Below are 19,497 nucleotides of genomic sequence, written 5' to 3'. Positions count from 1 at the left end.
CAAGAGGCAAGGACAGAGAGGAGGTAGAAACAGGGTGATTGCTGTATTATTTATTTTACTTTCCGGTTTTCTCTTATATTTACTTCTAAAGCCACCAACAATGATTATCCAGAAAAAACCTAAGATCTATCGTAAAGCAATTAAAGTTGGAAGCGTTAAGGTAGCTTCAGTGGTCATATCTAAGCCCCACCAATATATAAACACAGAATATATCAACGGGGCGGATTTAGATGGTTGACATCCAAACCGTTTTCACCCTTACAATTTTCTTTTTTACGATATTGTTCATCCTATGGAAACCTTTTGGAATTAACGAATATGTACCAACGTCTATTGGAGCTGCAATATTATTCGCTGTTGGTATTGTTCCTTTTGTAGACTTGTACCAGATATTCGGTATCGTAAGTGGAGCTTCAATAACCATTCTATCTACTATCATTATGTCTATCGTATTGGAAAGCATTGGTTTTTTTAAATGGGCAAGTATTAACTTAGCAAACAAAGCAAATGGGTCTGGAAACGTACTTTACTGGTACATCATTCTTCTTAGTTTCCTAATGACAATATTTTTCAATAACGATGGAAGTATTCTCATTACCACGCCAATTATTATACAAACTCTAACGCTGTTAAATTTGAAAACACATCAAAAAATCCCCTATTTATTGTCAAGCGCTTTAATTGCAACGGGTTCAAGTGCGCCCATTGGAGTCAGTAATTTAGCTAACTTAATCGCATTAAAAATTGTGGGCCTTGATTTAAATTCTTATGCGGCGATGATGTTTTTACCATCCATGGTTGGTATTTTCACCATAGCGTTTTTGCTTTTTGTTTATTATAAAAAAGATATTCCAAAAAGAGTACCGATTTTACCAAATGCCTCTGTTTTTTTAATAGACTCAGGACATTCAAACTCAAGTGTAAACCAAAAACTACATCCCTTAGCCGTTGATCTCAGTTCCCAACCTTCCCCCGATTGGAAAATGTTTAAAATTTGTATCATCATCGTCATTCTGGTTAGAATGAGCTTTTTTTTACTTGCCCCCCTAGGAGTCCCCACCGAAATTCCTGCAATCGCTGGAGCGATTCTTTTATTGGCAATTCGATGGTATCGAACGGGAGAAAGCATCCTTGATATTCTTAAGAAAACTCCATGGCATATCCTTTTATTTGCTTTTAGTATGTATGTAATTATTTATGCATTAAACAATGTAGGCTTAACCTCATTAATCGTTGATTATCTTGGGGAAAAAGTTTCTTCCGGAAATTTTAATGCGATTTTTATTATGGGGCTAATGCTTACAGTTTTATCAAATCTAGCGAACAATCTTCCCTCTATCATGATAGGAACATTATCCCTTACAGAAATGGGGCTTGATATACCCACTTTACAAGTTGCTTATTTAGCTAATGTGATTGGTGCTGATATCGGATCACTTATACTACCGATGGGAACGCTCGCTTCATTAATTTGGATGTTTATCCTTAAGCAAAATCATATTCCTTTTAGTTGGGGCCAATATATAAGAGTAACAATTATTATCATCCCAATTGGATTAATCATAAGTTTGTTAAGTTTATATTTGTGGGTTGACTGGATTTATTTCTAATAAGGAGGTGTGTCCAATTGATATTTTATAAACAATTCTTAGGAAAAGTAGTTGATGTAGAGATATCTGGTAATAAAAAAAGTACTGGGATTCTTATTGATACAGGTCAAGATTTATTAGTAATTTATAATGGTGAGCACTATCAATATATTCCATCATCTCATATACAACATTTAAAACCAAATACAAACAATAATTCCAATATCTCAAACCATACTGATCCCCCTTTTGACAACGAGAACGAGCTAACTTATCGGAAAGTGTTGAACAATGCGAAGGGATTATTTGTTGAGATTAATGTGGGCGATCAATTATCTATCCATGGTTATTTAATTAATATACTAACCGATTATTTCGTGGTATATTCCCCGGTATATGGATTAATATTCATTCAACTCTTTCATGTAAAATGTATTGTTCCATATCTTTATGATCAAATTCCTTATTCTATGGAAGGTCAATTCCTTCCCATCAATCCCTTGGCCAATATTTCACTGGTTAGAACATTTGAACAACAATTAAAAAAATTAGAAGGAAAATTGGTTGTTTTTGATATAGGTTTAAAAGAAAATAAGATCGGATTGTTAAGGAAGGTGGAAAATGGAATTGGTGAATTGGTTACAGCACGAGGTAAAGAATATTATTGGAATATACATCACTTAAAAACTGCTCATATTCCAAATGTTTGAAGCCCCCATGGCTAAATTCACGAAATTCCTGCGATGCAACGTTTTTCGTTTTTTAGCCAATAACAAGTGATATGCCCGGAACACTTACATCTAACGTTGCAAGTGTTCCGGGCACGAATCAAAAACTATTGACGCTTACATGACATGTCCTGGCAATGTCGTCAATCTTACCCCACCACTCCCTGAGGCTGGTATATGCAATAGGGCTCCTCCGCCAGCACATTGCCAGTTTCTGAAAAGGCTCTGGCCCTGCAGCCAGAGCATACATTGATAAATTCACAAACCCCGCATTTCCCTTCCAGAAGAGAAGGATTTCGTAGCTGTTGAAACAATGGAGATTCTTCCCATACCTCCTGGACACTTTGCTTCTTCAGATTGCCTGCTTCCATAGGAAGATAGCCGCAGGGCTGTACCTTACCCTTATGGGAAATAAAGCATACTCCTGTTCCAGCCAGGCACCCTTTGGTCATGGCCGCCATGCCGTGGGTTACCGGAGTGATTCTTTCTCCCCTTTCCTTGGCTTTCTGCCTCATAATCCGATAGTAATGGGGAGCACAGGTGGCTTTAATCTCCAATGAGGTGGTTCTCGATTGCTCATAAAACCATCCCAATACTTCTTCATATTGATCCGCAGGCAGCATTTGATCATCAGCAATCTGAACTCCACAACCCACCGGCACCAACATAAAAAGATGAAGGGCCACCACTTTTTGATCCAAGGCCAATTGGAAAATATCCTTTACTTCGTCTATATTATGCTTTGTGATTGTAGTATTAAATTGAACAGGAACCCCCTGTTTTTGAAGCTGAGCAGCACCCCTTAAGGCCGCATCAAAGGAACCGGGAATTCCACGGAATCCGTCATGGGTAGCCGCACAGGAGCCGTCCAAACTGATGGAAACCCTTTGAACTCCCGCTTCCTTCACTTTTACCGCTATCTCTTCATTTATCAAAGTTCCATTAGAAGCCAAGGCCACGTGTATTCCTTTGCTTGTCGCATAGGAAGCAATTTCAAAAATATCTGGGCGGTATAATGGTTCCCCCCCTGTCAGGACAAGAATTGGTTTTGCGAAAGAAGCGATTTCATCAATGATTCGGAAAGCTTCCTCTGTGCTTAATTCTTCTTCATTTCTTGTTGGCTGTGCGGTGGCCCGGCAGTGAATGCATTTCAGATTACACCCTTCCGTTAATTCCCAAAAAATAAGCCGAGGAACAAATTCCCCGCCCTTTAGCATCATATGATTCATTTACATCCTCCCCGAAGTGTACATTTATTTATTTTTCTACAGGGTCAACCTTCCCCAATTGAGCCTGTATTGTGAATAAACTCATTACTTATCTTAGCACAAAAAAGACAAAATGGACAGTATTATCCATCCCCTATGGTCAAGTCCGTATAAATAAAGACTAATCACCCATACTGCCCAGTTTAGAGAACATTGAAATGGTCCGATAAATAGACAGGGCCGATATCATCAAACCTATATCAAAGGGACCCAAGAAAATAGCCCCTAGAAGACCAATGACCAGTTGTTTCTGCTTCCGATCCATTTGACCACCTTATTTACAGATTGGCGTAAAACACGGCAATCCCTTTGCTGAACAAAATCAAATAAAGAATAGAGAGAAAGACAAACATTACTCTCCAGATCCCCTTGGCCAACCGGGGGAGATAAAGATTCCCCTTTAGTCTGTATTGAAGAAAGCCGAGGACAAGGCCGGAAACCAAAGTCAAAAGAATAAACCACCAGACAAATCCTTTCCACTGTAAAATCCGAAACATGGCGCCATCGGCACTTGCCAGAAATACCGTCGTCAGATTGATGGCCCAAGCATGTGATTTTTTCTTATCCCTGCTTCTCCAAAAAGTCAGGTAATATATCAAAGGATAGGACAAAAAAGGGATTGTAGCTAGTATGGCATACATATTTGCCAAAAATTCCATCTTGCCTCCCACCCCCTATAAAGGAAACTTACATCAGCTGGAGTATTATACTCTATCTGAAGTTTAGTTGTACCGCACAGGACGTGCCAACGTCGACAATACTGCAGGACGCTGCGTTTTTGTCGACAACTTTTCCAGGGGCTAACCGCCACTTATCCCCCACATAAGAAGTGGGAGTCTTAGTGGCGGTTAGCCATCGGATGAAGAATTTTTTGTCTCTTTCCCCAGGATCAGCTGGACCATCAATTCATTTGCCGGAGTACTGACTCCATATTGCTTCCCCTTTTTTACAATTACACCATTGATTTGCTCGATTTCTGTTTTCCTTCCTGAGCGAATATCCTGGAGCATAGATGACTCATTATGGAAAGTATTTCTACAAATTTCGGTAATGTCCTTCCAAAGATAGCTTAAATCATACCCTTCTTTTTTGGCCACAAGAGCCCCTTCTTCATAGATTTTTTTCATGATGTTTAAGAGATGGGGGTTAGACAATAATTCACCATTCCTGATTTCCATGATCCCAGTGACGGGATTTATAGCGCAATTAACCAACAGCTTCTTCCACATGGTTTCAACGATGTCCGGGCTCCATTCCAAAGACAGGCCTGAGGTTTGAAATAATCCCTCTAATTGAAGGCGATTCTCTTCAGGCAAATCCATTTCCATCCTGGTTATTCCCTCCCCTGTATGCTTCACCCGGTTTCTGCCTGTCTTTAAGGCCCCTTCTGTGGTGACCGCCATTGTCCAGCCACCCTCGGGGAAAGCAGATGCCAGCTTTTCCTCATGACCCATCCCATTTTGCATAGCGATAACCATTGTTTCATTTGTCGTTTTCCATCGTTTCACTGCCTCTAACGCCCCTGACAAGTGAAACTGTTTCACCGTTAAAAAAATATAGGAAATCTCCCTTGGTATGTGACATGTATCTTCCTGGTCATATACATAGGGAAAGATGATTTCTTCTGCCCCATTTTTCTCCAAAACGACCCCCTGATTTTTTATCAAATCTGCCTGTTCCTTCGTACGAGTGATCAAATAGACTTGATGGGATCTTGCAAAATGACTGGCCAACAGCATTCCGATGGCTCCTGCTCCGATAACGGCGATATTCATGCTTGTCCTACCTCCCTTAAGATCACCATATCATATATTTATTATTTTCGTAAAAAAAAAGCCTGATTAAAGTAAGAATAATACATCCTGTAAAAGGAAAAACTGCCTCTCGCCGAGGCAGTTGGACAAATGATCTATAGCTAATTAAACAGGATAGACCGGATGCTTTCTTTCACTAAAGATGAGGTGCTTATTCTTATACGCTTCATATCTCGCAATCAGTTCCTTTCTCAGGCCAGAACCGGATACAATTCCGTCAATTACCAATTCAGAAGCTAGTCGGTATATATTGATATCCTCCTGATACTCCCTCCGCTTCGCCATGACAAATTCCTGACGTTCCTTTGGATCTTCGATGGCATTAATTTTATTGCTGTAAACAGCATTCACCGCTGCCTCCGGGCCCATCACCGCAATTTGGGCAGTGGGCAGAGCCAAACAGCAATCCGGTTCAAAGGCAGGGCCAGCCATCGCATATAATCCAGCTCCATAGGCCTTGCGGACAATAACGGAAATTTTGGGAACGGTGGCTTCTGACATGGCTGAGATCATCTTGGCCCCATGCCGGATAATTCCCGCCCTTTCCACTTTTGTCCCAATCATGAAACCGGGAACATCGGCCAGGAATAGCAGGGGAATCTGAAAAGCATCGCATAGATTAATGAAACGGGTCGCCTTGTCGGCAGAATCGACAAACAATACTCCGCCTTTTACCCTGGGCTGATTGGCAATGATTCCAATTGGTCTTCCGTCTAAACGGGCCAAACCGGTAATTAGTTCCTGGGCAAACAATTTTTTAATTTCAAAAAAGGATCCCTCATCTACCAGGGCATCGATAAAATCATACATATTAAAAGGGGCATTTTGGTTAACGGGTACAATCTCCTCTATGGGCTTCGTCCCCGGTTTGGGTGAAACCCCTTCAATTACAGGGGGCTTTTCTTTATAGTTGGCCGGGAAATAGGTCAGATATTGGCGGCAGAGATCGATGGCTTCCTCCTCTGAAGAGGCCAGAATATCTCCGCACCCGCTGACAGAGCAGTGCATCCGTGCTCCCCCCATTTCCTCAAGGGTTACCTTTTCCCCGATGACCATCTCAGCCATTCTGGGCGAACCCAGATACATGCTTGCGTTTTTATCCACCATTACCACAATGTCACAAAAAGCGGGAATATAGGCTCCTCCCGCGGCTGATGGACCAAACAGCAAACAGATTTGCGGGATCATTCCCGAAAGCTTCACCTGATTATAAAAGATCCTTCCGGCTCCCCGCCTTCCGGGAAACATTTCAATCTGATCAGTTATTCTGGCTCCGGCTGAATCTACCAAATAGATGAGGGGCACTCTCATCTTCTCTGCCGTTTCTTGAATCCGAATAATTTTTTCTACGGTTCTGGCACCCCAGGAACCGGCCTTGACCGTACTGTCATTGGCCATCACACACACCGTTTGCCCATTCACTTTTCCAATAGCTGTCACCACTCCATCCGCGGGCAAATCTCCGGCCATGAAATTGGCAAACAGTCCGTCTTCAAGCATAAAATCATCATCAAACAATCGCTTCAAACGATCCCTGACAAATAATTTATGGCTCTCCCTTAACTTTTCGTGATACTTGGGATCCCCTCCACAATGTATCTGTTCCGTTCTTTCTTTTAGGATTTTTTCCAAGTTGTTGGACATTTTCTCTCCTCCTTACTCCCCTCGATAGACCGGTTTTCTTTTTTCTTTAAACGCGTTTAGTCCTTCCAATCTGTCCTTTGTGGGGATCGTCACCTGATAAGCATTGGATTCAATGGCCATTCCTGTCTGAAGATCCACATCATACCCATAATCAATAGCATACTTTGCCTGGGCTACAGCAATGGGGGCATTTTCGGCAATCTGTCTTCCCCATTCCAATGAGCGGTTAAGGATTTCTTTGCCGGATACAACATCATTAACCAAACCTACGGATAAGGCTTCATCGGCAGATATTTTTTTTGCGGTAAAAATATACTCCTTTGCCTTCCCTTTTCCTACAATGCGAGACATTCGCTGGGTTCCACCTGCACCAGGGATGATTCCCAGTGAAGTCTCTGTTAATCCCATGACAGCAGACTCAGCCATCACCCTCAGATCACAGGCGAGGGCAAGTTCAGTACCCCCTCCAAGGGCAAGCCCGTTAATGGCTGCAATGACGGGCTTGGGGAGCCTCTCTATGGAAGAGAATGTTTCCCGGATGGTGAAAATGAATTTCTGAACCTCCGCTTCTGAAAGCTCCCTTCTCTCCTTCAAATCGGCACCGGAACAAAAGGCCTTATCTCCAGCCCCTGTGATCACCAGAACCCTCACCCCTTTATCAAAGCGGATCAGGTCAAGCCATTTTTGGATGTCATATAAAACAGCGAAATTGATGCAGTTGTAAACCTCTGGACGGTTTAAGGTCATGATGCCGATGGGCCCCTGTTTTTCAAAGAGTACCGTCATCTCTTCATCCCCTTTTGTTATATGTTGGTAAATTATGAGTGAACGCTCGCTATTCTACCAGGAGCAAAACATCCCCTTCATTCACAAAATCCCCGATATTCACTTTGATTTCAGCAACTTTTCCGGCAACTTCCGATGCAATTGGCACCTCCATCTTCATTGATTCCAGCATGACCACATCCTGTCCGGCTGACACCTCATCTCCAGCATTGACCAACACCTGAATCACAGTACCTGCCATATTCGCTGCCACTTCTTTCATCATTCATCGTCCTCCCTTTGTTTTTCTTTCATTTTTACTGTATTATTGTTGCATTATTATTGGTTTATGATTTTAATTATTCACTTTGATTCATTTTTTGCACCAGTTGAGTGGTATAGTTTCCTTTCTGAAAATCTGAGAAGCCTAGTACTTCTCTCAGGAATGGAAGATTTGATTTTATTCCTTCTATCCGGTATTCATTGAGCGCCTTCTCTGCCCTGATCAGCGCCTCTTCGCGGTTGCTTCCGGAAACAATCAGTTTTCCAATCATCGGATCATAAAATGGTGTCACCTTGGTCCCCCTTGCTACTCCATCATCTACCCTTACCCCTTCAAACCAGGGCGGCCGATATTCTGTAATGGTCCCGGGGGAAGGATAAAAGGTTTTGGGATCCTCTGCGTAAATCCGAAATTCAATGGCATGTCCCTGTCGCCTCACATCTTCTTGCTGAAAAGGGATCGGCAATCCGCCAGCAATATCAATTTGCAACGCTACCAAATCAAGCCCTGTAATTTCCTCGGTCACCGGGTGCTCCACCTGCAACCTTGTATTCATTTCCAGGAAGTAAAATTGTCCCTTGCCATCCATGATAAATTCAACGGTTCCTGCGCCCGTATAATTCACAGCCTTGGCCGCCTTTACCGCAGTATCGCAAATTTCTTTTCTAATTTGGTCAGTAATAAAAGGGGATGGGGCCTCTTCAATTACTTTTTGGTGTCTCCTCTGTACGGAACATTCCCTTTCCCACAAGTGGACGACATTCCCATGCCCGTCTGCCACAATCTGTACTTCAATATGATGGGGATTTTCAATATATTTTTCTATAAATATCGAGTCGTTGCCAAAATAGGCCTTTGCCCTTCCTTTTGCAGAAGCAAACGCTTTTGTCAGTTCATCTCTTCCATAAACAAGTTGCATACCAATTCCGCCTCCACCAGCGCTGGCTTTTAACATGACGGGATATCCCATTTCTTCCGCAACAGCCAACCCTTGTTCCACACTTTCCAAGCCCCCGTCAAAACCGGGAACAACAGGAACTCCAGCTTTCTTCATAATGGAACGGGCGGTAATTTTGTCCCCCATGTCACGGATAACCCTGGAACTAGGGCCGATGAATAGGATCCCTTCTTCCTCGCATCGTTTAGCGAATTGTGCATTTTCGGATAATAGACCATACCCAGGATGAATCGCATTGACCTTACTTTCTTTTGCTTTTTCAATGATGATTTCCATGTTTAAATAGCTTTGGGCAACAGGGGGAGGCCCAATTAAAAAGGCTTCATCTGCCTCTTTCACGTACGGCATTTCAGCATCTGCCTCAGAATAAATCGACACGGTTTTGATTCCCCGCTTTTTGCAGGTTCTGATAATTCTTCTAGCTATCTCTCCCCGATTAGCAATCAATATGGATTCTAATTTCATTCAACCACCCCTAGGTTTAGAAGATTCTGTATTGTCTTAACAAAAAAATATTCTACATCTTCCGGAAAAAACCTTCTTTAAACTCCATATTTTTAAACTCCTCTTTTTCCCCAGATGCATTCCCCTCCTCCCATTTCTATAAATACGGAACTAAACATACATGACCCGCAGGGTCACAAATTGATATGAAAAGGTATTTTCATATCAAAGATTTACACGTCAGCTTGACGGAACTCCATTAGATTAGTATGTCTGATTAAAAATTAGTATATCAAATTAAAAAATTACGATATAATAAAGGCGAAGACTTGGTTGTTTGTGTATAATAGAATTAAGTTTGGATAAGGGGGCGATCACCTTGAATAAAAAAGAAGTAGTTAGACTTCACATTAATTACAAAACCTTAGAAGAGTTCCAAAAATTCCGGGAGTATGGATTGCAAGAACTCTCCATGTTGGAAGATCTACAGCAAAACTTTATTGAAAATGACAGCGATTCCCCATTTTACGGAATCTATGAGGGAGACACCCTAGTCGCCAGAATGAGTCTGTATCGAATAGACGGTAAATATGACAGATATTTTAAACCGGCCCAGGATTATCTTGAACTGTGGAAGTTGGAAGTTCTTCCTGATTACAGGAACCAAGGCTATGGATCGGCATTGGTGGAATATGCAAAAAGCCTCGGACACCCTGTAAAAACCAATGCCCGTTGTCGTTCAGAATATTTCTGGTCTACCTTAGGATTTAAACCGGTAAAATATAATCCGGTCAGGGACAGAGGAGAAAGTCCTTACGTATGGCTTCCGGAAGGAGTCAGCCTGCAAGACTGAGCTTCGGTGTATTGAACCAAACAAACCTCCAAACCACAACAAAGGTGGGATGGAGGTTTGTTTTTTATCTCGTCTTAAAGAATACACTATTTGTTTATTCTTTCCAGATTTCCATTTGGATCCATTTTAAAAGCAGTTTTTTCTTCCAAATCCTCGTCAGTCAATAATGCCATTTTTCTAGCCCGATCAATGATTCGAATTAACGTTTTGTAATCATCATTCACCATCTGATAATCAGTCTGTACATGATTGATCTGCTGGCTCATTTTTTTATTTTCCTCACGCAAACGGGTAATTTCTTCATCTTTTTGCTTACATTCACATTCCAGTTGCTTTATTCTTTTTTGCATTTCTATGACATCTGTTTTTTGCTGCCGTAGGAATCGAATCACTGTATCATAGGAAAATTGCTCTTGCAGTGCATCATCCTGCCTAGTAGGAATGTTGTTATTACTAGGTAACTGATTATCAATAGAAGAACTAGCAGAAGTATTTCTAATGGATTTCTTATTTCTTTTCCTTTGTGCTTTCGCTATCTGGATGGCTGCTTCATATTTTTTGCGGATCAAGCTGTTCCAGCGAAACCCGCATGCTGCAGCAGTTCTTGCCAATTTTTCACCAACCTCCTCAAAGGCTGCCAATTGGGTGCTCCCTTCGCGAATATGACGCAATGTTACTTCTGCTAGAAGCAAATCATCATCAGGTGTCCAGGCATCCTGCCTTGTGGTTGTCACATCAATCACCTTCCATACACGGTTGTTTTTTCTCATGATTCCTTAAATAATTTATGCGATTAATAGATTTCATAGAATGATTTTCTAGTATGGAAGTATATCCCAAAATATAAGATTTTAAACACGATCCGGGATTTTTTCGGCTAAAAAACGCTCAACCTCATGATGATGTATGGGAGTTTCCCATAAAGTCGCACATTGGTCAATCTCCATTTCCTTTAATTCTTCGAAATTGGTTCCTTGGCCCATTTGCTTAACTATTTTCATGTAAGCCAAAATACTTTGAAGAGGATGCTGGCTTATCTTTTTTGCGAATTCAATCAGATGTTCCAGAAAGTGATCAGCTGGAAATACTTCGTCTACCAACCCCATTTGTAAAGCTTTTTCAGCTTTGATCACTTCACCGGTTAAAAGTAGGGTTAACCCCTTGCTTAATCCTAATTTGTGAAGAATCCTCGTTCCACCCCCCCATCCTGTGGTAATTCCTAAGCCAATTTGAACAAATCCCAATTTTGCATGTTCCGAACAGAGGCGAATATGACAGGCCAATGCCAACTCACATCCACCGCCGACAGCTACCCCATTTATTCCGGCGATGATGGGTTTTGGAGATCTTTCAATGCTGCTGAGGATACCGCTCATTCTTTTCAACATCACAAGAGCCTCGTTCTTCGTTTTCAATCCATGAAACTCTTGAAGGTCACCTCCGGCTGCAAATGCTTTTTCTCCTTCGCCTGTAATCACAATCACTTTAACTTCATGATCCTTCCAAGCCTGCTGAAGAGACCCTTCCAACTCATCCATCATCTTAAAATTAATGGCGTTTCTTACCTCAGGACGATTTAAAGCGATGATTCCAATCCCATCAATTTTTTTGTAAGAAATGGTCTCCATCTTTTTTCCCCCGTCGATCTTTTTTGTTACAATTCTATCACAAATCGAACACAACAAACAGCCGCCGGCCTGATGACCGACGGCTGTCTTTAGGCAAGTAATTGCTCCATCATCGACTTATTATAGCCCACAATCAATTTTTCTCCATCCGTAAGAATCGGACGCTTTAGTAATCTGGGTTCTTCATGAATCATGGATAACAACTGAGTTACGGTAAGTTCCTCAATATCCACATCCAATTCTTTAAACTTTTGGCTTCTTGTTGATAAGATCTCATCAAGACCGTTGTTTGTCATCTTTATAATTTCAAGCAATTCTTCGACGGTAGGCGGAGCTTTAAATAAATGCCTTTCTTCGTATTTAATTCCTTTTTCCTTTAACCAAGCTTTAGTCTTACGACACGATGTGCAACTTGGATAGGTATAAAACATTAACTTGTTCACAAAAAGACCCTCCCTGCACCTGAATCTTTTATTCTCTGTTAATCATTTCCCTAGATTTATTCCTACCAAACCATAATGATTAGCGATTATCAAAGTGAAACTAAACAACCTTGACCCAAAGGGTCACAAATGATATGAAAATGTTTTATATCAAAGATTTATATGCCCGCAAGTGAGCTCGACATAAATAAAAGGATTGGATATTTTTTGATTTTAGTTAAAGTATATATCTGTGTTTTTACTATGTCAATAGTGTTAATATGAGGATTTACCGTTTTTCAGATTTATACTATAATGAGAGTAAATAATATGCGGAAGGGGTTTTTCGAGTGGAGAATGAAACCTTAAGAATAACAAGTGTATTGGCTGACCCCACCAGGTTTTCCATTTATCAATATGTGGCTTCAAGCCATCGGACAGTAACAGTTCAGGAAATTGCTGAGGAATTTAATATCCACCCTAATGTCGCGAGACTTCACTTAAGCAAACTGGAGGATATTGAGCTGTTAAAGTCCGAATCTGAAAAAACTGGTAAAGGCGGTCGCCCCAGCCGACTCTATTCTCTATCGGACCAAGTGATAAGTCTTCAATTTTCCCCAAGAGATTACCAGCTTCTGGCCCAGATTGCCATTGAATCCCTATTATCCTTAGGAGAAGCTGGTCAAAAGGCCCTTAAAGAGATGGGAAAAAGATTTGGTATTGAGGCAAGTAAACAGGCGCTGGCAAAGGAAAAGCAGCGCCCGGAGGACATGACAGTGGATCAAGCCCTGGCCAGTATTGAACGTCTTGTATTGGCACAAGGACTTTATCCTGAGTTCGAACGGATAGACGAGTCAACCATTCGTTTTCGCATTCACAACTGTACTTTTAAAGAAACCGCCTTGCAATATCCGCAAAGTATATGCAGCATGCATCATTCCCTTTTGGAGGGTATATTTGAGACCTATTTTGGGCAACTTGACTTTATAAAGCAGGATTCCATAATGACTAATTGCTCTACATGCGAATATACAATCGTACGCTTGCCGGTAAAATAGAGTTTACTTTCCAAAAAAGCTCATTTATAATTGACATGGAGCTTGTTCTGAATTGTTGACAAAGGAGGGGCGAGGAATGGGAAGAATGTTCCGAGTGTTGGGGTTCTGGACCTTAATCATAGGGTTAATGGCAATGTGGGGAAACCTTATCCCTATGGCTTTAATTTTCTTTGGTCAGACCGCCGTTTTTGTAGCGCTTAGCTATGTAAATTTATCTGAAAAGGCCTATTTATGGATATTTGCGGCTTATATGGTATTATCTTTTACCGGTTTTACCTTCTACAGCTTCTTTATAATGCCTCAGGGTTAATAAAGAACAAAGGAAAGGGGTGCATTAAAAGCACCCTTTTTTCTTTATTTCCGGTGTATTGCCATTCCCGGAGTTTACCAATACTCCCCAGACATTATTGTTCCCTGTTCCAGAGCACTGGTTTGTCTTCAAAAAGCTTCTCTCCTTGAATTCCTTTTCCTTGAATTAAAACCTTAAATATCAGGCCCATTCCTTCTGGAAAAATCAATTGCCGAATGGCTCGATTTCTTCTCATGCTCTCCCCTTGAAAAGGGTCCGTTTCATGGTGATCCTTTAATTTGTTCAGGATTCCCCCAGCCATCAAAAAATCTCCCTGTGTTCCATAATAAAGGGAAGAAAAGCCATGATCATTTCCCCATCTTTTTAGGGTAGAAAAATTGATATGAGCGGTCAAATCCTGCTCACCCACATAAATATAGGGATTATTCATCAGTTGATGCTTATAATAACCCCGCAACGTCCCATTTTTTCTTACGGGATGATAAAGCTCCTCCGCTTCATACCCGTAATCAATGGTTAATAAAATTCCTCGCTTCATCCATTGACTGATCGACTTGATCCATTCCTTCATATCCAAATTAATTTCTATCCGTTGACCATTTGAAAAAGTGATGTTTTCATCAGATATATAATGTAAGAGTTCATCTTTTTTTAGTGGTAATTTCCTTTCCACAAATCGGATGTTCTCTCCTTCTCCTTCATAATCCACATAGATTTCATAATATTGACCATGATGATATTCTACTAACTGCACAGGAAAAGCATCCAATAATTCATTGGAAAAAAAGACTCCCGTAAAATCGGGAAAAAGGAAACTTCCTTGATGAATATCTTTGATCCAAACAACTTTTTCGATATGAGAACTTAACCATTCCTTTTGCAGGCCCTTATGGTATTCACTCCTTTCAATGATGAAATACTGAACATCGTGATATAATTCAGGGTAGACCTGCTGCATGTGATCTAGAATCTGTCTGGCTAACCTGCCGTCTCCTGACCCCATTTCTGCAATCTGCTTCAATTCCCCATGGGTCCGTAACCAAAAATAGAAAATATCAGCCAACGTTTCACCAAAAACTGTGCCCACATGGGAACTGGTGTAAAAGTCCCCTTTTTTTCCGATTTTTGTTCGGTTTGTAGAATAATATCCATTCTCTTCATGGTAAAGGCTAAGTTCCATAAAACGATAAAAAGGAATCCCCTGTCCATCTGATTGATCAATTTCTTTTTTTATCTGTTTTATTAGTGCTCTATTCAAGATTAATCACCTAATATCATCTTGCCGTAATTTAGATGTAAAATCAAATTTTTCTTCGAAAAAATGATTTTACTATTGACATAGTGTTTATAGTCGATTAAAATGAGAATCGAACCATCCCACATCACAAAATAAGTGATGCCCTTGGGGAAACCATTCCCCCACCCTATAGGTTCAATGATTCGGAATTTTACCTCCCCCAAAAAACCTTCTGAAAAGAAGGTTTTTTCCATTTAAATCCATAGATGTGGAATGGGAGATTCACACGTTGGCTGGTCGAATTTGAGCAAGAAGTGATTCAGGTACCCTTTAAGTCTAAAGAACGGAATCCTCAAAAACACCTGGAAATTCCTTAGATGTAGTCAGTTTGAGAGTTAATTCCCATTCTTTATCCTCTTCACTGAACACGAACTTGAAGGCTGTCCTTAGTGAATACTCTTATTTCCATATCTTTAATACTGCTCTAAAGAATTTTTTCGATCTTAATTTGTCGATGTTTTCTTAAATCCATATAAACATTTCCCAGCTGAACTAATGGCCTTGTCGGCTCATCATTATAAACGAATACGACCTTTGCTGTTTCTCCAGTATTAAGCACCACTTGATCTCCAACGAAAAATTGGCAAATTCCATGAATAAATGGAAGTACAATTTGGGGGTCCATTTTATCATAGCTTAGTTCCCACAATATTTCAGAAACATGATAGGGGGAGTTGGCCTTCTGGTATGTTCGGTCAGAACACATGGCATCATACACATCTGCAACCGCAACCACCCTGCTGAAGAAATCGATATGACGGTCACGTATTCCCTTCGGATAGCCCGTACCATCTCTTCGTTCATGATGGTTCAGAGCAACCAAGGCGATTTCTTCACTGATCTTGTTATTCATTAGAAATTGATATCCATACTCGGTATGTTTTTTCATTTCTTCCTGCTCTTCGTCTGTTAAAGCACCCTGTTTGTTTAAAATATGGTTTGGGACAAATATTTTGCCACAGTCGTGTAATATACCGGCTAATGCCAATTTCATTTGTTCCTGTTTTGTTAATCCTAACCATTTGGCCAACATCCCTGAATATATGGAGACATTCATCAAATGTCGAAATGTATACTCATCCTGATTCCTCACCCGGCTTAACTGATGAACAATTCCGGTATCCTGCAGAATTTCTTCCAACAAAATGGTAGAGATGTCTATTAATGGTTCAATGGGGATTTTCCCGCTCGTTTTCGCTTGGTCAACAATTTGTTTCAACATATCAACCGAAGCTTCATAGGTCGCTTGAAACTGCCTGATTCTTTCCAGTTCAATTTGGCGGGAAGCCACCTCAATCTCAATTTCCATGATGTGATGTTTTCGAAGCATATAAATATTCATTTCATCCAACTCTGTACCCTTAGGCAAAAGTAAACGGCCGGTTTGATCATAAAGATCCTCAGCCAATATACTCCCTGGTTTAGCGTTTGAAATTGTTACCTTCATCCACGAAACCTCCTATCGTGATTTGATCTGACATCGAAGAAAGATGATCGATTATCTCGTTTTCCTTTGATTTTAACCTTTCATAATCCTTTAATGTTAGATACGGCAGAGTCTCCATTTCTTTCAGCAGCGAAAGGGGAATCACCTGGTATAGCCTTCGTCCACCTACCCATCCGCGATAAACCCAAGTAGGAATAAATTGAACCTTTTCTATCGTACTGATCCCTTCAGGAATTTTCTTGGTCAGAGTTAAATTTAAAATTAGGCCGTAATCGGTCCAATTCCCCCTTTGGTTAGAGATAAAATTTCCCATGGAATAAATAATGAAAGCCTTCTTTTCAACCCCTTCACTGTTTATGGCCGCTCTGATTTCAAACGGCTGCAAAACATGGGGGTGACTGCCTATAATAATGTCTACTCCCATATTGATCAACTCGTCAACAATTTCCTTTTGACGCTCATTGGGGAACAGTTGATATTCATCACCAAAATGTATGGATACGAGGGTGAAGTCCACTCCCTCTCTTTTTAACTGGTATACATCTTTTTTTATCTGTTCCATATTGATGAGATTAACCATGTAAGGACGTTTCTCAGGCAGAGGCAGACCGTTGGTCCCATAGGAGTAGGCCAAAATCCCCAGGGAAATGTTGTTTTTTTCTAAAATAAGAGGTTTGCTCCTCTCCTCCAAACTGCGAAATGTTCCGGTGTGTAAAAGGCCGTAACGATCAAGGGCTTCAATGGTTCTTTCTACTCCTTTTTCCCCGCGGTCCAAGGAGTGATTATTGGCATTGGTTACCGCTATAAAGCCTGCATTTGCCAACGCTTCCGCCAGGGCATCCGGTGAATTGAATCGAGGATAACCGGAATAGCCAAACTCTTCTCCGCTCAGCGTGGTCTCCAAATTGCCAATGACCCAATCCGCCCGTTTAAAGACGGGGCGAACCAAATCAAAAGATTCATGAAAGTCATAATCCTTCTCTTCCGCACGGTAAGCTGCCGTCAGCTGAGGGGAGTGCACGATAATATCTCCCACCGCCATCAAGTTTACCGTTTTCACTTCTGAATTTATGACGGACTCTGGTTTGACAGATTCATTGGTCTTCGCAGCTAAAACCGAACCTTTAGGCTGATTCAGCGTTTTAAAAGATTGGCAGGCAAATAGATTAAATATGCTAAAATTGATTACACTAATCAAAATAAGAATCCATCCAATGGATAAAAATCTTCTCATAAGCCATTCTCCGTAATTTCTTCTACTATCCTATTCGCCAAAAAATAAAAAACACCTTTTTACCTGCCATAAAGTAAAAGGTGTATGCGAAACAAAAAATAGAGAAGAAGGAACTAAAGAATTCACTAAGGACAGCCTTCGAGTTCGGACTCAGCTAAGGGGCTAAAGAACGGAAATTAGCCCTCAAACTGACTCCATCTTTGAAATACCTAGATGTTCTTGAGGGCTCCGTTCTTTAGACTTGAAGCGGACCTGGACACTTCTTGCTCGAACTCGACTAGCGGACGTGTGAATCTTTAGTTACACATCTGTAGAAAAATCTAAAGAATTCACTAAGGACAGCCTTCCAGTTCGGACTTCTTAAGGAATGGTAAAATTGATTCTTTTAGACTGCACAGAATCACCAGTTTGTAAATGAAGATAAAATGAATGCAATCCTTTTGAAATCAATTCAGGGGCTTGAATGGTAAGTCCAACATCTATCTTTCCGTTTTTGGGAATTTGAAAGGTGTCAGGATAGCGAAGGGCCACCCCTTCCTCCACCTCAGAGGCATACATTCGTAAATTTAGCTGCTTTGAACTATGATTTTCTACTTCAACATAGTAAGCCTGAATATAGCCTTGTTCAGTCAGGCTGGCAATTTTCCCACCGATCGGCTTTACTGAAATTTCGTAAGGGACATAGACAGACGCCCCATAAACCAGGAATCCACCTAGGATCATCAACAGCAGAAGTAGAAAACTGGATTGCCCTGCTAACAATTTTCTTCGATTTGCTTTTGATTCGTTTGTATTTTGTCCAAAGGAGTATGTGAGCAAAGAGGGTTTTTTAACTTTGGAAAGAACCAGCTGACAGGCAAGGACACAGTCACCGCAGTTGACACAGGTATCCAGTTGATTGGTTCTGGGATCCAAATTCATATGACAAATTCGGGTACATGCCTCACAATCCAAACAGTCTTCCCGGCGATCTTCAACAAAGGCGACTCTTAAGGTTTTATTGTCAGCTAGAATGGATTGAGCCATCCCGTAAGGGCAGGCATTTTGACAAAACTGATGTCTGATTTTATACACCAACATAAATAAAAGGGCAAATATCACAAAAAATATGGCGAAGGTTAAGTTCATATCCAATTCTAAAATACTATAAAAAATGAGTGAAGGAGTAATAAAATAACTTAAAAGTCCAAATGCAGCAGCAGCGGAAATGGTAAAGGCGAGAGCAAAAATAACAATCCCTTTAATGACCGGTCTTTTTCTGAAAAATCTCTTGGATTCTAAGCGATTGAGGAATTCTGAAGCGGTGTTGTGAGGACAAAGCCAACCGCAAAATACTCTTCCTAGCAGTTTACTGATCGCTAAGATAAATACAAGAATAAATAATATAAAAACAAGAAACAGATAAACTTGGGACAAGGATAACTCTTTTCCTAATACATAAAACTCCTTGTTTATGACATCAAGTCGTAAAATATCGAATAGTGGAACAAGAAAAAAAGCTGCCATCAACAATAATTGGGTAATGCTTCTCCATACAATCAGAGAAGATCCTTGTTTCATGTAGTCGCCCTCCCCCATTAATAAAACTTAAACATTTACCCTACCCAGTATTGTAATTATAGCAACTTTTTAATAATAATTGTTCTGATTTTATTATTCATTTTTGACAATTTCATGACGATTCATGTCTGACTTTTCTCTAGGTGTATTGAGTAAGTTTAAATCTCTTTATCACTATTCCCCGCTGTAGATTCT

21 protein-coding genes are annotated in these 19,497 nt (G+C 40.6%); 6 read left to right on the top strand and 15 right to left on the bottom strand.

From position 1 onward, the window contains the following. Nucleotides 1-34 precede the first annotated feature (34 nt). The 3 genes from L1765_RS06220 to L1765_RS06210 are packed head-to-tail and all read left to right on the top strand — an operon-like array spanning nt 35 to nt 2,299. A complete protein-coding gene (locus L1765_RS06220) occupies nt 35-238 on the top strand; it encodes a hypothetical protein (protein WP_236405781.1) in 204 nt (67 codons plus the stop codon). Beyond that, complete coding sequence (locus tag L1765_RS06215; RefSeq protein WP_236405780.1) at nt 231-1,610, top strand: arsenic transporter; 1,380 nt, start codon at nt 231-233, stop codon at nt 1,608-1,610. The genes L1765_RS06220 and L1765_RS06215 overlap by 8 nt, the downstream gene beginning before the upstream one ends. A 17-nt stretch (nt 1,611-1,627) precedes the next feature. Beyond that, nucleotides 1,628-2,299: a DUF2642 domain-containing protein gene (locus tag L1765_RS06210; protein ID WP_236405779.1), complete on the top strand. Its 672-nt coding sequence runs from the start codon at nt 1,628-1,630 to the stop codon at nt 2,297-2,299. A 167-nt stretch (nt 2,300-2,466) separates the two neighbouring features. Here the strand turns inward: L1765_RS06210 and ahbD are convergent, their stop codons facing one another. The 8 genes from ahbD to L1765_RS06170 form a co-directional block, all read right to left on the bottom strand. Next, nucleotides 2,467-3,546, bottom strand: a complete 1,080-nt coding sequence (gene ahbD / locus L1765_RS06205; RefSeq protein ID WP_236405778.1) for a heme b synthase — start codon at nt 3,544-3,546, stop codon at nt 2,467-2,469. A 160-nt stretch (nt 3,547-3,706) separates the two neighbouring features. Next, entirely contained in the window at nt 3,707-3,850 is a 144-nt protein-coding gene (locus L1765_RS06200) for a hypothetical protein (protein ID WP_236405777.1), read from the bottom strand. Between the two features lie 13 nt (nt 3,851-3,863). Then, on the bottom strand, nt 3,864-4,244 hold the full coding sequence (locus L1765_RS06195) for a DUF3397 domain-containing protein (RefSeq protein WP_236405776.1): 381 nt from the start codon (nt 4,242-4,244) through the stop codon (nt 3,864-3,866). Between the two features lie 189 nt (nt 4,245-4,433). After that, nucleotides 4,434-5,360 carry a ketopantoate reductase family protein gene (locus L1765_RS06190; protein ID WP_236405775.1) on the bottom strand — a complete coding sequence of 309 codons (927 nt, stop codon included), beginning with the start codon at nt 5,358-5,360 and terminating at the stop codon, nt 4,434-4,436. Between the two features lie 144 nt (nt 5,361-5,504). Beyond that, nucleotides 5,505-7,043 carry an acyl-CoA carboxylase subunit beta gene (locus tag L1765_RS06185; protein ID WP_236405774.1) on the bottom strand — a complete coding sequence of 513 codons (1,539 nt, stop codon included), beginning with the start codon at nt 7,041-7,043 and terminating at the stop codon, nt 5,505-5,507. A 12-nt stretch (nt 7,044-7,055) separates the two neighbouring features. Next, nucleotides 7,056-7,829 carry an enoyl-CoA hydratase-related protein gene (locus L1765_RS06180; RefSeq protein ID WP_236405773.1) on the bottom strand — a complete coding sequence of 258 codons (774 nt, stop codon included), beginning with the start codon at nt 7,827-7,829 and terminating at the stop codon, nt 7,056-7,058. Nucleotides 7,830-7,878: 49 nt separating this feature from the next. Continuing rightward, nucleotides 7,879-8,091 carry an acetyl-CoA carboxylase biotin carboxyl carrier protein subunit gene (locus L1765_RS06175; protein WP_236405815.1) on the bottom strand — a complete coding sequence of 71 codons (213 nt, stop codon included), beginning with the start codon at nt 8,089-8,091 and terminating at the stop codon, nt 7,879-7,881. Nucleotides 8,092-8,167: 76 nt separating this feature from the next. Further along, a complete protein-coding gene (locus L1765_RS06170) occupies nt 8,168-9,514 on the bottom strand; it encodes an acetyl-CoA carboxylase biotin carboxylase subunit (protein ID WP_236405772.1) in 1,347 nt (448 codons plus the stop codon). Nucleotides 9,515-9,872: 358 nt separating this feature from the next. Between L1765_RS06170 and L1765_RS06165 the strand changes: the two genes are divergently transcribed. Next, entirely contained in the window at nt 9,873-10,346 is a 474-nt protein-coding gene (locus L1765_RS06165) for an N-acetyltransferase (protein ID WP_236405771.1), read from the top strand. A gap of 86 nt (nt 10,347-10,432) precedes the next feature. Here L1765_RS06165 and L1765_RS06160 read toward each other — a convergent pair whose 3' ends face one another. From L1765_RS06160 to L1765_RS06150, 3 genes are all read right to left on the bottom strand, one after another. Further along, nucleotides 10,433-11,080, bottom strand: coding sequence for an RsfA family transcriptional regulator (locus tag L1765_RS06160; protein ID WP_236405814.1), 648 nt, complete (start codon nt 11,078-11,080; stop codon nt 10,433-10,435). A 117-nt stretch (nt 11,081-11,197) separates the two neighbouring features. Then, the gene (locus L1765_RS06155; protein WP_236405770.1) at nt 11,198-11,974 is read right to left on the bottom strand and encodes an enoyl-CoA hydratase/isomerase family protein; all 777 of its coding nucleotides are present in this window, start codon (nt 11,972-11,974) and stop codon (nt 11,198-11,200) included. Between the two features lie 89 nt (nt 11,975-12,063). After that, the gene (locus L1765_RS06150; protein ID WP_236405813.1) at nt 12,064-12,405 is read right to left on the bottom strand and encodes a Spx/MgsR family RNA polymerase-binding regulatory protein; all 342 of its coding nucleotides are present in this window, start codon (nt 12,403-12,405) and stop codon (nt 12,064-12,066) included. Between the two features lie 341 nt (nt 12,406-12,746). On the opposite strand from L1765_RS06150, the gene L1765_RS06145 reads away from it, so the two are divergent. Both L1765_RS06145 and L1765_RS06140 read left to right on the top strand, forming a co-directional pair. Beyond that, on the top strand, nt 12,747-13,454 hold the full coding sequence (locus L1765_RS06145) for a helix-turn-helix transcriptional regulator (RefSeq protein ID WP_236405769.1): 708 nt from the start codon (nt 12,747-12,749) through the stop codon (nt 13,452-13,454). A gap of 76 nt (nt 13,455-13,530) precedes the next feature. Further along, on the top strand, nt 13,531-13,764 hold the full coding sequence (locus L1765_RS06140; protein ID WP_236405768.1) for a DUF2626 domain-containing protein: 234 nt from the start codon (nt 13,531-13,533) through the stop codon (nt 13,762-13,764). 94 nt (nt 13,765-13,858) lie between these two features. On the opposite strand, the gene L1765_RS06135 is transcribed toward L1765_RS06140, so the two are convergent. From L1765_RS06135 to L1765_RS06120, 4 genes are all read right to left on the bottom strand, one after another. Then, on the bottom strand, nt 13,859-15,022 hold the full coding sequence (locus L1765_RS06135) for a class I SAM-dependent methyltransferase (RefSeq protein ID WP_236405767.1): 1,164 nt from the start codon (nt 15,020-15,022) through the stop codon (nt 13,859-13,861). Between the two features lie 463 nt (nt 15,023-15,485). After that, on the bottom strand, nt 15,486-16,508 hold the full coding sequence (locus tag L1765_RS06130; RefSeq protein WP_236405766.1) for an HD-GYP domain-containing protein: 1,023 nt from the start codon (nt 16,506-16,508) through the stop codon (nt 15,486-15,488). Beyond that, nucleotides 16,483-17,742, bottom strand: a complete 1,260-nt coding sequence (locus L1765_RS06125; protein WP_236405765.1) for a CapA family protein — start codon at nt 17,740-17,742, stop codon at nt 16,483-16,485. Before L1765_RS06125 ends, L1765_RS06130 begins: the two co-directional genes overlap by 26 nt. Nucleotides 17,743-18,102: 360 nt before the next feature. Continuing rightward, on the bottom strand, nt 18,103-19,302 hold the full coding sequence (locus L1765_RS06120) for a 4Fe-4S binding protein (RefSeq protein WP_236405764.1): 1,200 nt from the start codon (nt 19,300-19,302) through the stop codon (nt 18,103-18,105). Nucleotides 19,303-19,497: the final 195 nt, after the last annotated feature.

The sequence above is a fragment of the Microaerobacter geothermalis genome (genome assembly GCF_021608135.1).
In the GTDB taxonomy this organism is placed as follows: domain Bacteria; phylum Bacillota; class Bacilli; order DSM-22679; family DSM-22679; genus Microaerobacter; species Microaerobacter geothermalis.
Note: the sequence above shows the minus strand (reverse complement) of the source record. Positions and strands in the feature narration are given on the sequence as shown.

Coding starts and splice junctions, on each gene's coding strand:
- L1765_RS06215 (WP_236405780.1), top strand. CDS start 231: ATGGTTGACATCCAAACCGTTTTCACCCTTACAATTTTCTTTTTTACG.
- ahbD (WP_236405778.1), bottom strand. CDS start 3,546: ATGAATCATATGATGCTAAAGGGCGGGGAATTTGTTCCTCGGCTTATT.
- L1765_RS06200 (WP_236405777.1), bottom strand. CDS start 3,850: ATGGATCGGAAGCAGAAACAACTGGTCATTGGTCTTCTAGGGGCTATT.
- L1765_RS06195 (WP_236405776.1), bottom strand. CDS start 4,244: ATGGAATTTTTGGCAAATATGTATGCCATACTAGCTACAATCCCTTTT.
- L1765_RS06190 (WP_236405775.1), bottom strand. CDS start 5,360: ATGAATATCGCCGTTATCGGAGCAGGAGCCATCGGAATGCTGTTGGCC.
- L1765_RS06185 (WP_236405774.1), bottom strand. CDS start 7,043: ATGTCCAACAACTTGGAAAAAATCCTAAAAGAAAGAACGGAACAGATA.
- L1765_RS06180 (WP_236405773.1), bottom strand. CDS start 7,829: ATGACGGTACTCTTTGAAAAACAGGGGCCCATCGGCATCATGACCTTA.
- L1765_RS06175 (WP_236405815.1), bottom strand. CDS start 8,091: ATGAAAGAAGTGGCAGCGAATATGGCAGGTACTGTGATTCAGGTGTTG.
- L1765_RS06170 (WP_236405772.1), bottom strand. CDS start 9,514: ATGAAATTAGAATCCATATTGATTGCTAATCGGGGAGAGATAGCTAGA.
- L1765_RS06155 (WP_236405770.1), bottom strand. CDS start 11,974: ATGGAGACCATTTCTTACAAAAAAATTGATGGGATTGGAATCATCGCT.
- L1765_RS06150 (WP_236405813.1), bottom strand. CDS start 12,405: ATGTTTTATACCTATCCAAGTTGCACATCGTGTCGTAAGACTAAAGCT.
- L1765_RS06140 (WP_236405768.1), top strand. CDS start 13,531: ATGGGAAGAATGTTCCGAGTGTTGGGGTTCTGGACCTTAATCATAGGG.
- L1765_RS06130 (WP_236405766.1), bottom strand. CDS start 16,508: ATGAAGGTAACAATTTCAAACGCTAAACCAGGGAGTATATTGGCTGAG.
- L1765_RS06125 (WP_236405765.1), bottom strand. CDS start 17,742: ATGAGAAGATTTTTATCCATTGGATGGATTCTTATTTTGATTAGTGTA.
- L1765_RS06120 (WP_236405764.1), bottom strand. CDS start 19,302: ATGAAACAAGGATCTTCTCTGATTGTATGGAGAAGCATTACCCAATTA.